Genomic DNA, 14259 nt, shown 5'->3' with positions numbered 1-14259 from the left:
TCTGAATAATTATTATGGATCTTCCAAAGAGACAAGGTTGGCCGCTATCAACTGATCCCATGTCAAACCATTAATGTATTCTCTTGCTACAGCATCTTTTACATAGAACTGGATATCATAAGTGTAAACATCGGGCTTTAGTGGTAAGCTAAGTGCTTCCTGACTAGTTGATGCCGAAAATGAATTATCTCCGAAAAGATCAGCTATCTCCTGTTTGTTAGGCTGAAGATAAGTACTATTCCACTTCAGTACCTTGTTTGCCGTTCCTGCTCCGGATATTCTGTAATTGAATGCATCGTATTCACTCGGAGCTTTTGTACGGCTATCAACAAATTCGCCATTCCAACCTGTTGTAATAACAATGTTTTGAGACTGAATGTAAAACACTCCGCCTATTGACGAAGGAAGATCGCTATGTCCGTTCGGTTCAGCCGTGATTTTAACTCGAACATCAGAATCAATAACTTCTTTTGGCAAAACTACTCTGTAGCTTTCAACTGCACTTCCGGTTTTTCCCGGAACTAGTTGCTCTCCTGTTAAATTATATGATGCAGTCATTGTATCCTGATCTATTGCACCAAGCGTTACAATAGGCGTGTCTTCTGGCGTTCCATCAATCAATCTATATATGTATATCTTGTGATAAGTATAGGTGATGACTGGATTATCAGGGTCAATATCATTGATCTGTGTTTCAACTAATACATTTTTTAATGCATTAAGATCATCCGAATCGGTGGTATCATAGACTGTACTACTCGCATCAGGCTTAACAAGCATTGCATTTAAAGTATAGTTTATTGTACCGGGATAATAAGATGATACTTTATTTTTATCATAATTGTAAATATTTATATCATAGTAGCTATCAGAAGTATAACCCTTTGTTACTGTTTTTGGATGGCCCGTATTTGAAGTGTTGAGCAAATTGGATGTGAACAGCACCTTATCATTCGTTCCTGTAGAAACAACTCTTTTTGTATAGTTCTGTCCATCACTAAACTTTGCATATGCGAGGATCCCACTAAAAGCAACAGCAGCTATAACTAACCATATTGTGATCAAGTGTTTTTTTATAAACTTTTTGGCAGTAATTACCTTTTTCATAGTGCCATTGCTCCTTTCTTTGAATTATTAATAATAATACCTATTCTCTGTAGGCGGAAAAATAGATCATATCAGTTTCTTTATCATTCTGTATCTCGGACGGATCCCAAGATATTTCTATGACAAAGGTTTTGAAAAATGGATTTCCGCCCCATCCTGAAGAATTGGGGACGCTTGGAATTTTGCTGCTTTGCCAATACAACGGTTCAGCATAAATTTGTACTTGATCATAAGTACCGTCTCCATCTTTATATGTTTCTTGATGGTATTTATTGCTTGCGATTGTTCGGGTTCCTGAAGTTGTACTGTTCAGATAACTGCCAGAAACCAGATTACCTTTAACCAGATATAGAGTATCACCTTCATCTAATGTTCGCTGAGATAACGTGTATTGATCCAGCATCGTCCATTTCGCTTTAACATCATACTTAACCGCATCATATTCATATGATAGTTTATCAGCTTCCTCAGCAATACTTTCATTTTTAGTATCAATCGCTTCCTTAGCAGCAGACTCGCTATTGAAATAATCAGCCTCGTATATCTTATAAGTAAAAGGAATGTTTGTTGTATGCGCAAGTTGTAAAGTGAACTCGGGTACATATTCTCCAGCTACAGCAAACGGAAATACCCGTCGGTGTTTTGTGTTGTTTTCATCAGCGACATCGATGGACGGAATTTGAAAGTACTTTACATCTTCAGCATATGCAGCACTAATAAATAGTAAGTCCGGCGTTTTAATTCTTTGAAGCTCTGCAATTTGTCTTCGGTGATTGAACCATGCATAAACCGGAAACGATACTATTATTGCTAATGTTAAAAGAAGTGCTATAATAAGCTGTATTCTATCCTTTAGTTTTAAGCTTTTGATCTTGCAGAAAAACTTACTCATAATAGCACCTCCTTCTTTTTTTCGTATTATTATGATGGCGTTTCTGCGCTCATCTCAATCAAGATGTAATCCAAATTATTACCTATTATCTGATCGGCATTATCGTATGCATTCGTAAGCGTTGCAAGTGCTGTAGAAAAATTAGTCCCACCTTGAATAGTTGTCAGAAGCGATTCGATGTTTGATGCCCCAGAAAAAACCGAGTTGTTAGTAGTATCTTTTAAATATGTGTATATTGCATTTCTATCAGTAGTGTTTGAAGTCGAGAACATTGGATTGTCTCTGTATTGGGAAGTGCTGTCAAAAACCATCTGTTCAAGTGTATTTGCCCACTTCCAGTAGATAGTCACCTGATATTTTTGTCCTTCTGTGACATCTACAGCATTTTCGGCATTATATTTTGCTTTTGGCTCTGCTGAAGGATTTATACAGTCGCCGAATCTGATCGAACGACCTGTTCCGAGAAATCCTGAGTAGTTTGTTCCATCAAAATCAGAGAAAAACAATATGTGACCTTGTATATAACCTAAAGCGTCTTTTTTCTTAGCAAGATCTGCAGCATTTTTCAATCCGTTTTCCGCGGTAACTGCCATACTCTCTGTTACTTCAAACAAATCATTCAGAGTAGGCTCTGCATCTTCTGTTGCAGCAGGAGTATAAGTTCCGATAAAGCCTCTGACCTTGAATTTGAATTCAATATCTAGTGCTCCAGTACTGTTTGGAACAACCCAAAAAGTGAGCTTTCCATGCGAATTTGGTGATAATCCTTCATTATAATGTCCATCATCAGCAGTAGAACCATTTTTTCTCCAAATGATTTTTTCATACTGTCCAGACGTCTGATAAGCATCAAGTTCTTCCATATCAATACCATCTTCGTAATCATTATCAGCTTTTGAAAAATCATCTTCGTTTTCAATGTTTGTACCGCGAACCTCAAGTTCAAAAGGGGCATCTTCAGACTTTATTGCCATGCTCCCTGCCGATATCTCTCTTGACATCGTAAACCATGCGATCGTAATAAAAAAGCAAACAACAGCGAACACCACGAACGCGGAAACCGCCTTTATCAGCTTGATCTTACGCCGTTTGACTTCCTTAGCGAGTTCCTCGGCGACTGCGGCAGACCCAACAGATTCGGGCAGCGTCTGAGCCGAAATATCGTTAATTTCCTTCATCTGCGTCACCTCTCCTTTGGTCGTGTCAGCCGAAGACCATTGTTAAAAATCAACTAAATGAGCAAATATCCGAGAATATTCCTTATACAATTATAACACAAATCACACAATTTGTCAATACTTTATCCACCCAAAACCCTGTCCCACGCGCTAATTATCATTATATTTTTATCAAACTATAACAAAAGATCACAAATGGCAAAAGAAGAACCCCCACCGAGGTGGGGGTTGGATAAGTTAATTGATTTTAGATTTTCTCAAACTTGAGATTGATAGACCAATCCTGACCTGCTGTTTCGTTAAAGCAATCAGGGTCTTCGCCTTCGAGCCATACACGAACGATTACCTGTGTCATAGCACCATAAGCAGTTCCTGAACCATTTGCGAGATGAACGACCGAAGAAGTTCCATTATAAGTACCCTTTGCATTTGTGGTACTCTGTAATGTTGCAATCGGAGTATATGTTACACTAGTGCTATTCTGATCAGTTATAGCGCTAACAGCACCACCACCGACTTTGAAAGGATGGGGTTCTGCGCCACTAGAAGCAGTATACCAGTCAAGAATCGAAGTGCCATTATAACCAGTCTCGCCAGTCTGACCACCATCCTTAACAGGAATCAAATTTCCTGTACCAGAAGCTGCGGCTGCTGAACCACTACTTGTCAGAATCGCTACTCTAACAGCTCTATAGAGTTCTTTTCCATCAGATGTTCCCGAAGTATTGGTTCCGTACCCTGTAATTTCATTCTTGTCTATAACATAAGCTTTAACACTTAAGTCAGCGCCTTCAGAACTTGAAGTTCTAAGCCATACGGGAATATCAACATAGTAACCATCATCATATGTGCAGTTAAAATCTGTTGCGCCGCTACCAGTCCAAGCATCGGAATCGCCAGTCTTAAGATGAGCTGTTGCATTAAGCTTTGCCGAACCAGCTCCGCTTGAATATGCGGTACTTTCAGCAATAGGAGATAATCCATTAGCAGCCTGATAGTATTTTGCATCCGTTTTAACAGTCTGACCTATACCATTAGCATCAGGAGTAAAGAAAATATTAACGCCAGTATCAGAAGAAGCAGGGATAAGCTTTCCAAAAGTGTAGTAATGTGAAATGTCTATGCTGTTTGACCAGTCAAGAGACTGATATTGACCACTTGTTCTAGGCTCTACTGCGGCTCCCTCTGATGATCTCATAACATAGCCAGTATTATTACCAACAGCGCCATCGCCTTGTGCTTCCGATACAACTGTGCTATCAGCAGTCTTACCTATTTTACCAATTGAAATCTGAATATCCTCAGGAACAGTAGCAGTCATCTGAATATTTTTCAACTCAACCTCACGGCTCATAGTGAACCATGCGTAAGTCGAAGTACCGAGCATTGCAGCCGAGATCAGGAGCGAGCCGGCCGCCGGGACCAATTTCTTGGTCGTTGAGTTTTTCTTAGTATTAGCTTTCATAATCATTTTCCTTTCTAGTAAATAGATTTCGGCTAAGTCGGCTGCCGATCACCGTCCATAATTCTATGAATTATCGATTGGTTTGTTATCTTGATTTATATTATATATGATTTTGTTATGATTGTCAAGAGTTTTTTGGTTTGTTCACAGATTTAACTGCAAAATCAGTCAAATGCACAAAGCAGGTATATTTCTTATGTCATTTTTGCCAATAAATAAACGTTTTCGTTGTATATATGTGTCAATGTGCGTTATTTTTGTTTATTTTGTATACTAAATATTTTGTTATTTATTTTAAACTAATTTACACACGCAGATGTATTTGAAATATACATAACCTTTTTTATACCCGACTCCGACCCACTTTTTCCGTCATTTAACACATTTTTCAAAAATCATACGTTTTTCCGCCCTCTTACATTATATAAAATGACCCCTTGACATATACCGTCAGATGTGCTACAATTTTATTAATATCGGATATATTTTTTGTGTATATCCGATTGTGCGATTTTGAAAAAGCAGGTGATATGATGTATGATGTTCTGATTATCGGCGGCGGAGTTGTGGGCTGCGCCGCGGCGTATGAGCTTGCTAAATACGACCTCTCGGTCTGTCTCGCCGAACGCGAGAGCGACGTCTGTGAGGGCACAAGCAAGGCTAACAGCGCTATCATCCACGCAGGCTTTGACGCAGTCCCAGACACCCTTAAAGCCGAATTAAACGTCAGGGGCAATAAAATGATGGCTGAATTGTCCGAAAAACTGGACTTCGCATTCAGGAATAACGGCGCGATGGTGCTCTGCTTCGACGAGTCTCAGCGTCCCGACCTCGAAGCTCTCCTCGAACGCGGCAGGAAAAACGGCGTCGAGGGTCTGGCAATCCTCTCGGGCGACGAAGCCCGCGCAAAGGAGCCCGCTCTCTCTTCCGAGGTCGCCTGTGCGCTCTACGCCCCGACTTCCGGCATCGTCTGCCCCTTCGAGATGACCCTCGCTTTCGCCGAGAATGCCGCCGAAAACGGTGCCGAGTTCCGCTTTTCCACCGAGGTGACCGCCATCTCCCGAACCGCCGACGGCTTCGAGGTCACGACCAGCCGCGGCACGATACAGACTAAGGCCATCTTCAACTGTGCAGGCGTCTACGCCGACCGCATCGCCGAAATGGCAGGCGCAGGCGGCTTCACCATCACACCCCGCAAGGGCGAATATATGCTCATGGACAAGGACGCAGGCGGCATGGTGAGCTGCACCATCTTCCAGCTCCCGACCAAAATGGGCAAGGGCATCCTCGTGACCCAAACCGTCCACGGCAACCTGCTGGCAGGCCCCACCGCCGTCAACATCGATGACCGCGAGAACACTGCCACCACCCGCGAGGGCTACGCCGAGATTCGCGCCAAAGCCGCCCTCTCCGTCCCGAACGTTCCTTTTAATAAGACGATAACGAGCTTCACGGGGCTCCGCGCCGTCGGAGATACCCACGACTTTATTATAGAAGAGTCCGCGCCGGGCTTCTTCAACGCGGCAGGCATCGAGTCTCCGGGGCTCACCAGCGCTCCTGCCATCGCCGAGCGTCTCTGCGAGCTTCTCGGAAAGAGCCGTCCGCTCACGCCCAAGCCCGACCATAAGGACACACGCGAGGGCATCAGACATTTCACGCTCCTGAGCCGTGAGGAGCAGAACGCCCTCATCGCAAAAGACCCCCGCTACGGCAATATCGTCTGCCGCTGTGAGACGGTCACCGAGGGCGAGATCGCCGATGCGCTGACACGAACGCTCCCCGCCGCCACACTCGACGGTGTGAAGCGCCGCACCCGCGCAGGTATGGGCAGATGTCAGGCAGGCTTCTGCTCGCCCAAGACCATAGTCATGATAGCCGAACAGCTCGGCATCAGCATCGAAGATGTGAGAAAAACAGGTGCGGAGGAGGTGACCGACAATGGCTGAAATGCGCAGATTCGACCTCGTTATCGTGGGCGGAGGCCCCGCAGGTATGGCGGCGGCGGTCTCGGCGCGTGAGAACGGTCTGGAAAGCATCCTTATATTAGAGCGCGACAGCGAGCTGGGGGGCATCCTCAACCAGTGCATCCACAACGGCTTCGGCCTGCATACCTTTAAAGAGGAGCTGACAGGCCCCGAATACGCCGAACGCTACGCCGATAAGGTCCGCGAGCTGGGCATCCCCTACGAGACGGGCGCGATGGTGCTCGACATCGCCGAGGACAAGACCGTGACGGTGCTGAGTGCCGCTCACGGCGTCGAGCAGATAGCTGCGAAGTCGGTCATCCTCGCCATGGGATGCCGCGAACGCCCGAGAGGTGCGCTGAACATCGCAGGTTTCCGTCCGCAGGGCGTTTACACCGCAGGCACGGCGCAGAAGCTGGTCAACTGCGAGGGCGTTTCCGTGGGCAAGGAAGTCGTGATACTCGGTTCGGGCGACATCGGTCTCATCATGGCACGCCGCATGACCCTTGAAGGAGCACACGTGGCGGCGGTAGTCGAGCTGATGCCCTACTCCAGCGGTCTGAAGCGAAATATCGTGCAGTGTCTCGACGACTACGGCATACCGCTGATGCTGAGCCACACGGTGGTCGATATCAAGGGCAAGGAGCGCCTTGAAGGCGTGACGGTGGCGGCGGTAGACAACACCAACACCCCCATCGCAGGCACCGAACAGTACTTCCCCTGCGACACGCTGCTGCTCTCCTGCGGTCTCATCCCCGAGAACGAGCTGTCGAAAAACTGCGGCATAGCCCTCGATCCGAGGACTAACGGCGCGGTAGTTGACAGCCGTCTCGAAACGAGCATCGAGGGCGTGTTCGCCTGCGGAAACGTGCTCCACGTCCACGACCTTGTTGACTTCGTTTCGCAGGAAGCATCAACGGCAGGCGCGGAAGCGGCGTTCTACGTAAAGAACGGCAGGACTCCCGACGAGACGATAGACGTCACCGTCGGAAATTGCGTGCGCTACACCGTCCCCAGCCGAATCCACATCACCGAGCCTTTCCCCGACGCGCATATCAGGTTCAGGGTCACAGGCGTGTTCAGGAACACGAGTATCATCGTCCGCTCGGGCGAGGCAGAGATATTCCGCAAAAAGAACCGCATTCTCGTGCCAAGCGAAATGCTTGACATCGTCATCAAAGGTGACAAGCTGAAAGGCTTGTCGGGCGAGATCAACGTCAGTCTTGAGGAGGAGGTGTGAGCTATGGCTGAAACAAGGATACTTACCTGCATAAACTGCCCTATGGGCTGTGAACTGACCGTCGGGGTCGAGGACGGCAAGGTCGTCAGCGTGAGCGGAAACACCTGTAAACGCGGAGAGCTTTACGCCGAGAGCGAGATAACAGCCCCCACCCGCACGATAACCACCACCGTTATCACCGCCGAGGGCAGACCCGTTCCCGTCAAGACGGCTCAGCCAATACCGAAAGGCATGATATTTGAATGCACCGCCGCCATCAAGAGCGCGGAAGTACATCTGCCCGTAAAGGTCGGACAGGTCATCATCGACGACCTGCTCGGCACGGGGGCGAAGGTCACCGCCACAAAGTCAGTGAGCGAATAAAGCAAGCATCGGTACTGTACAAATTAACGTACAGTACCGATTTTTCATCCGCTTATCTGCGCTTGGCGGGCTTGTCGAAGGCAGGGTTGAAGGCGTAGAAGTTCTTCGAGTCCAGCATATCCTGCACCTTGCGAAGCCCCTCGCCGAAGCGCTGATAGTGAACTATCTCGCGCTCGCGCAGGAACTTTATCGGGTCGCGGACGTCGGGATCATCCACCAGCCGCAGGATGTTGTCGTAGCTCAGACGTGCCTTCTGCTCGGCGGCGAGATCTTCGTGCAGGTCCGCAAGAGGGTCGCCCGTCGATTGCAGGGTGTCCGCCGAGAACGGCACTCCCGAAGCCGCCTGTGGGTATATCCCCGTGGTGTGGTCAACGAAGTAGGTGTCGAAGCCCGACTTCTTTATCTCGTCGATGCTGAGACCGCGGGTCAGCTGGTAGAGTATCGCCGAGATCATCTCAACGTGTCCCAGCTCCTCGGTCGCGATGTCCGTCAGTATCGCCTGCACCTCGCGGCAGGGAGCGGCGTAGCGCTGACTGAGATAGCGTGTCGCCGCGCCTATCTCGCCGTCGGGACCGCCCAGCTGAGAAATTATCACCCTCGCCAGTGCAGGGTCGGGATTCTTGATGTTCACGGGATACTGCAAAGTCTTTTCATACTGCCACATCAGCTTTCACCCCTTTCCCACGGAAACGGCGTGCATACCCAGTCCCAGCGCTCCTCGGCAGAGCTTGCGTGAGCGGTCAGCGGACCGTATGCCTCCTCGTACTGTTCGGTGAGCTTCTCGCAGAGCTCGCGCTTCTCACGGAAGTATTTCAGCCCCTCCTGACAGGTCGGGTGACTGTCGAGGTAGAGCGCCGCGTCGTGAACGGCGAATCTCACCGCCTGCAAACGCTGCAGAAGTTTCAGCTTCTCGTTATCTGCCATTGGTCACCGCCTCCTCTCCTATAAAAGGTTTGTCGAGCGAGGGAAAGATAGTGCCTCTCGCGTGAGCCGTGGCGCAGTCGTAGGGCTTCTCCCAGAACTGCACGGGCACGTATGCCATCGCGACAGGCATTTCGGCAGGCAGCCTGCTCATAGTCGCAGGACAGGCGGATGCGTCCGCGCTGTCTGCCTTACCGAAAAAAACGGTAGTCAGATCTTCCATAGATACCTCCTCAGATGTTTTTCTGCCTTATGTTACATCATATGACAGCAGGCGACAGAGTGACACAGCCTTCTGTAAAATAATATCAGAAAATCATTTACAAAACGTTCAATATTTTCTTTACAAAACCTATTGACACATCAGACTTTTTAGTGTATAATATTATATGTCAGTTGAGAGGAAACAAAACCTCAAAACGATGTGCTGATATGGCTCAGTAGGTAGAGCACATCCTTGGTAAGGATGAGGTCCCCGGTTCGAATCCGGGTATCAGCTCGCAAAGAAAAGACCTTGAGGAAACTCAAGGTCTTTTTACTTTGTATTATTACGCGGCTGCCCCCGATACGCCGAAGCTCCGCTCCCCTGCAATTCATAATACCCGTCCGCGCAGCGGACACCTTATTTCTTATCTCTCATCTCTATCTCTATTATCTATCAATGTATCACCCATCTTTCATACCGTCAACATCCGCTTTGAACATTATCACGAAAATGAGCCCTATCAAAGGGCTTTTTTCTGTATCTGTCCAAAAAAAATTCTCCTCAGGGCTTGATTATATCCGCGGAATATAGTATAATATAGGTATCATCGGATTTTTATTGGAGATATTATATATATGAAGAAACCACACAACAACCCGTATCTTTACGCTGGATTGACGGCAGTCTGCGTCATCGTTGTGGCGATGCTGCTCGTGTTCATCATATTCAGATATAAAGACCTGGCAAACGTTGTTCAGGTCATTTCTGCCATTTTACAGCCGTTCCTCATCGGAAGCGTGCTCGCTTACCTGCTGACTCCGCTCTGCAACCGCGCCGAGAAATTCTTCACACGGATACTCCCCGACAGGAAACACAAGGAGAAGCTCGTACACTTCTCGGGCGTGTTCGTCAGCTCGGCTTTTGCTGTAATAATCGCGGCGATACTCATTCTTCTCATCGTCCCCGCGACCTTCAACAGCATCTATCAGCTGATCCAGTCCATCCCCGGCTACATCATGAACCTGCTGGACTGGATAAACGACAAGCTGAAAGACTACCCCCAGATAAGAAAATACGTGCTCGACTTCGTGGACAGCGTGGTCGAGGGCATAAACTCGCGGCTGCAACAGTTTGAGCTGTCCTCGGGCGACGCAAACGACCTGCTCCAGTACGCTCAGCAGGCGCTCTCGAACCTCGGAAGCGGTATCTCCATCGTGTTCAAGATACTGCTCAATACCATAATCGGATTCATCATCTCCATCTACCTGCTCAACTCCCGCAAGCTGTTCGCACGCCAGAGCAAGATGACCCTCTACGCAATGTTCAAGCCCCGCACCGCGGATATGATATACGAAGAAGTTGTCTACGCCGACAAGATGTTCAGCGGATTTTTCCGCGGCAAGGTGCTGGATTCGGCGATAGTCGGGGCGATATGCTTCATCGCGGTCAAGATAATGGGCATCCAGGACGCCATGCTTATCAGCGTTATCGTGGGCGTCACGAACATCATCCCCTTCTTCGGACCTTTTATCGGCGCGATACCCTCGGCACTGCTGATATTCGTCACCGACCCGAAGAAATGCCTGTATTTCTGCATCTTCATCCTGATACTACAGCAGTTTGACGGCAACATCCTCGGTCCCAAGTGCATGGGCAGCAGCATCAACCTTTCGGCATTCTGGGTGCTGTTCGCAATACTCTTCTTCGGCGGACTGTTCGGCTTCGGCGGTATGCTGATAGGCGTTCCGCTGTTCGCGGTCATCTACGACATACTGAAAAAGATCATCTTCTTCAAGCTGAAAAAGAACGGCAAGGAAGAACTTATCGACGACTACGACAGGCAAAAATCACCGCCCGATACGCCTCAGGAAGCCCGCGGCGATGCTCCGCAGGAGACCGCAGACGCTCCCGAGACCGTTTCCGTATCCGATATTTCCGCGGAAACGGCAGCCGACTAAGTCATCAAAAGGTTAGTATAAATGAAAAACAAGGAACAGTTCAAAAGGCTGCTGAAATTCATCGCAGCCATTATCATCATCACACTGTTTGCCTACAGCTTTTTCCTGCTGTGGATAAGGCAGTATAATCAGGACATGAAAGAGCGTTTCTTCTACTACGGAAATGTCCTGATGGAGATAATGTATATCTTCGTGTATGCGTTCAGCGCCAACAGCTTCAGCGCGTTCAGAGTGGGCTACTACCGCGTGCCGAGCCTTATCGGTTCGCAGACCCTCGGAATACTGATGACGAACGCCATCACCTTCGTCGAGATAAGCCTTATCAGCCACGGCAGACTCTCTCCCGTGCCGATAATCAGGCTGACCGCCTGGGAGATCGCGATCGCCGCAGTCTGGGCTCTGCTCTTCACGAAGCTCTACTCGAACCTATATCCGCCGCGGAAGATGCTGATAGTCTACGGCAACTCCAGCGCCAACGCCCTCGTCAGGAAAATGTGCAGCCGCGTGGACAAGTACATCATCAACGAATCCATCAGCTGCGACGAGAGTATCGACAGGATAAAGGAACGCATCCTCGCACATGAGGCGGTCGTTATCAGCGACATCCCCAGCCAGATGAAAAACCAGCTGGTGAAATTCACCTTCGAGAACGACATCCGCACCTACATCAACCCGAAACTCTCGGACATCCTCGTGAGAGGCGCGGACGAGTGCAACCTGTTCGACACTCCCCTGCTCCTCTGCCGAAACGACGGTCTCTCGGCAGACCAGGCGGTCATCAAGCGCACTCTCGACATATTCCTGTCGCTCGTCCTGATAATCCTGACCTCGCCCTTCATGATAGGCGCGGCCATCGCCATCAAGGCTTACGACAAAGGCCCCGTGCTCTACAAACAGCAGAGACTTACCATAGGCGGCAGGAAATTCTACGTATATAAGTTCCGCAGCATGATAGTCAACGCCGAAAAGAACGGCGCACAGCTCGCGGACAAGCACGATGACCGCATCACCCCCGTCGGCAGGATAATCCGACGCATACGCTTCGATGAACTGCCGCAGCTGTTCAACATACTTAAAGGCGATATGTCGTTCGTAGGCCCCCGCCCCGAACGCCCCGAACTCGCTGAAAAGTACGAGAACAGTATGCCCGAATTCCGCTTCCGACTCAAGGTCAAGGCAGGTCTGACAGGCTACGCGCAGGTGATGGGCAAGTACAACACCACCCCCTACGACAAGCTGAAACTCGACCTGATGTACATTGAACGCCAGTCGCTCCGCCTCGACCTGAAACTGATGCTCATGACCGTGAAGATAATCTTCGTCCCCGACTCCACCGAGGGCGTAGACGGCGAAATGATCACCACCCGCCGCGAACAGCACTCCGCTCACACTAACGAGGAGATAGAGAACATCCTTAAATGAGATGTTTTAACTTGGGGAGAACCTCTGCCTTAGCTTCGCACAGCTATAAGAAAGGTTCTCCCCCAGCCCCCCTTCCAAAGACTTTAAATATGTCGGCAGTTGGATGTATAGGGTACGATAGACAATCACCGCTTCAAGAGTGACCATCTAATAAATACGCTCAAACTGTGCGTTACGCTCCCATGTACGTCTTTTTGACAAGTGACGCACTAATGAGCAGAAGAACCACGATCTTCCCGACCAACACAAAATCAGGAAGAATCACCACAAGCCAAAAAGCATTAAAAGTTTTAGTGAGGGGGTTTGGGGGAAGACCCTTTTTCAAAAGGGTCTCCCCCAAGAAAATCCCGCACTCCCCCCCCGTAACAAAATCAAAACCCGTAAGCGTTTATGGACGTTTACGGGTTTGTTATTTGCAGGTTCAGACTTCCACGCGTTCTACGGTGCAGCCTTCGGCTTCGAGGAGTTTGATTATTCCCCCGTCGCCGAGGTAGTGTGCAAGGCCCACCACGTAGAAGACGGTCTTGCCGCTGTCGAGGAGTTCCATAGCCTTGTCAGCCATTCCGACGTTTCGGTCGGTGACGAGGATACGGTTAAACTCGGCGATATTGGCCTTGTCCTCTTCGGTGTAGAGTTCTTCGTCGAAGCCCTCTTCGGTGCTGACCGAATCGGTGTCGCCCGATTTCCAGGCGGTGTACATCTCGATCAGCTTTTCTTCGATAAGGTCTTTGTTCTCGGCGGAGTAGCCCTTTATCGCCGCCTTTATGAGCTTCTCATCGAAGCCCGAGAGCATATCCATCTGCATCTCAGCCGACTCGACCTCAAATATCTCCTTGCCCTGTTCCTTAGCCATGTTAAGAAGCTGCATATCGAAACCGATGGTCGAATCAAGCCCCAGGGAATCAAGGCTCATGCTCTCCAGCAGGCTGTAGATATACCACGCCTGAGAGGATTTCAGCGACTCGGGATCGCCGCCGTATGCCTCGATATACGAAGCTACCTCTTCCCACAGATCCTCGCCGAGGTGTTCGCCGATAGTCTCGCCGTTGGGGTAGGTGATCTTGTTCATGACCGCAAGCGCCGCCGCGGAATTCTTTGTCGAATCGCTTATATCGCATTCGACTGCAAGGACTTCGCTCTCACCGAACCTCTCGGTCACGTAATCGGGCAGAGGGACGCACTCTTCTTTCAGCGCGTGCATCGAGCCCATCATGTACATGGTATTACCCGAAGGCGAAGTCACCTTCCACATGGCGGGCGTGTAGGGCACATCCGAAGTGTCGAACTTATCATCCGCGGGAGCGCTTTCCGTGCCGCTCTCATCCGAAGAAGCAGTCTCTTCGGGCTTGCTATCCTCGTCCTTTGGAGGCAGGGTAACGACCTCTACCGAATCCGCGGTCACCGAACTGCTGTTTTCAGCCTTGCCTGCCGAGCTGCTGTCCGAAAAGCCGCCGCACCCTGCGAACGTTGTAATCATACAAACCGCCGCAGTCAGTGCCGCCATTTTCTGTCTGATCGAAATTCTGTTCATTACATTTCCTTTC

13 protein-coding genes and 1 tRNA gene are annotated in these 14259 nt (G+C 49.1%); 6 read left to right on the top strand and 8 right to left on the bottom strand.

The genetic code is table 11. The features are described 5' to 3' along the window. Nucleotides 1-12: 12 nt before the first annotated feature. The 4 genes from BT142_RS15320 to BT142_RS15305 all read right to left on the bottom strand — a co-directional run bounded on the left by BT142_RS15320 (nucleotide 13) and on the right by BT142_RS15305 (nucleotide 4642). A complete protein-coding gene (locus tag BT142_RS15320; protein WP_072419055.1) occupies nucleotides 13-1107 on the bottom strand; it encodes a hypothetical protein in 1095 nt (364 codons plus the stop codon). Between the two features lie 40 nt (nucleotides 1108-1147). Next, on the bottom strand, nucleotides 1148-1999 hold the full coding sequence (locus BT142_RS15315; protein WP_072419054.1) for a hypothetical protein: 852 nt from the start codon (nucleotides 1997-1999) through the stop codon (nucleotides 1148-1150). A 29-nt stretch (nucleotides 2000-2028) separates the two neighbouring features. Then, on the bottom strand, nucleotides 2029-3177 hold the full coding sequence (locus BT142_RS15310; protein WP_072419053.1) for a hypothetical protein: 1149 nt from the start codon (nucleotides 3175-3177) through the stop codon (nucleotides 2029-2031). 247 nt (nucleotides 3178-3424) lie between these two features. After that, a complete protein-coding gene (locus BT142_RS15305; RefSeq protein WP_242872011.1) occupies nucleotides 3425-4642 on the bottom strand; it encodes a hypothetical protein in 1218 nt (405 codons plus the stop codon). Between the two features lie 533 nt (nucleotides 4643-5175). Between BT142_RS15305 and BT142_RS15300 the strand changes: the two genes are divergently transcribed. The 3 genes from BT142_RS15300 to BT142_RS15290 are packed head-to-tail and all read left to right on the top strand — an operon-like array spanning nucleotide 5176 to nucleotide 8209. After that, the gene (locus BT142_RS15300) at nucleotides 5176-6588 is read left to right on the top strand and encodes an NAD(P)/FAD-dependent oxidoreductase (RefSeq protein ID WP_072419052.1); all 1413 of its coding nucleotides are present in this window, start codon (nucleotides 5176-5178) and stop codon (nucleotides 6586-6588) included. 1 nt (nucleotide 6589) lies between these two features. After that, nucleotides 6590-7846 carry an NAD(P)/FAD-dependent oxidoreductase gene (locus tag BT142_RS15295; protein ID WP_072419077.1) on the top strand — a complete coding sequence of 419 codons (1257 nt, stop codon included), beginning with the start codon at nucleotides 6590-6592 and terminating at the stop codon, nucleotides 7844-7846. Between the two features lie 3 nt (nucleotides 7847-7849). After that, nucleotides 7850-8209, top strand: a complete 360-nt coding sequence (locus BT142_RS15290; RefSeq protein WP_072419051.1) for a DUF1667 domain-containing protein — start codon at nucleotides 7850-7852, stop codon at nucleotides 8207-8209. A 52-nt stretch (nucleotides 8210-8261) separates the two neighbouring features. Here BT142_RS15290 and BT142_RS15285 read toward each other — a convergent pair whose 3' ends face one another. Genes BT142_RS15285 through BT142_RS15275 form a run of 3 tightly spaced genes read right to left on the bottom strand, consistent with a single transcriptional unit; the run spans nucleotide 8262 to nucleotide 9353 of the window. Continuing rightward, nucleotides 8262-8873, bottom strand: coding sequence for a manganese catalase family protein (locus BT142_RS15285; RefSeq protein ID WP_072419050.1), 612 nt, complete (start codon nucleotides 8871-8873; stop codon nucleotides 8262-8264). Continuing rightward, entirely contained in the window at nucleotides 8873-9133 is a 261-nt protein-coding gene (locus tag BT142_RS15280) for a spore coat protein CotJB (protein WP_072419049.1), read from the bottom strand. The genes BT142_RS15285 and BT142_RS15280 overlap by 1 nt, the downstream gene beginning before the upstream one ends. Beyond that, nucleotides 9123-9353, bottom strand: a complete 231-nt coding sequence (locus BT142_RS15275; protein WP_072419048.1) for a spore coat associated protein CotJA — start codon at nucleotides 9351-9353, stop codon at nucleotides 9123-9125. Before BT142_RS15275 ends, BT142_RS15280 begins: the two co-directional genes overlap by 11 nt. A 203-nt stretch (nucleotides 9354-9556) precedes the next feature. Here BT142_RS15275 and BT142_RS15270 point away from each other — a divergent pair. From BT142_RS15270 to BT142_RS15260, 3 genes are all read left to right on the top strand, one after another. Beyond that, nucleotides 9557-9629, top strand: a tRNA-Thr gene (locus BT142_RS15270). A gap of 341 nt (nucleotides 9630-9970) precedes the next feature. After that, complete coding sequence (locus tag BT142_RS15265) at nucleotides 9971-11293, top strand: AI-2E family transporter (protein ID WP_072419047.1); 1323 nt, start codon at nucleotides 9971-9973, stop codon at nucleotides 11291-11293. A 21-nt stretch (nucleotides 11294-11314) separates the two neighbouring features. Beyond that, on the top strand, nucleotides 11315-12715 hold the full coding sequence (locus tag BT142_RS15260) for an exopolysaccharide biosynthesis polyprenyl glycosylphosphotransferase (RefSeq protein ID WP_072419046.1): 1401 nt from the start codon (nucleotides 11315-11317) through the stop codon (nucleotides 12713-12715). A 421-nt stretch (nucleotides 12716-13136) separates the two neighbouring features. Here the strand turns inward: BT142_RS15260 and BT142_RS15255 are convergent, their stop codons facing one another. After that, complete coding sequence (locus BT142_RS15255; RefSeq protein WP_072419045.1) at nucleotides 13137-14246, bottom strand: TraB/GumN family protein; 1110 nt, start codon at nucleotides 14244-14246, stop codon at nucleotides 13137-13139. Nucleotides 14247-14259 lie beyond the last annotated feature (13 nt).

This window comes from Ruminococcus sp. YE71 (genome assembly GCF_900119155.1).
Lineage (GTDB): Bacteria > Bacillota > Clostridia > Oscillospirales > Ruminococcaceae > YE71.
The sequence above is the reverse complement of the archived record's forward strand: the minus strand, read 5'-3'. Positions and strand labels throughout refer to the sequence as shown.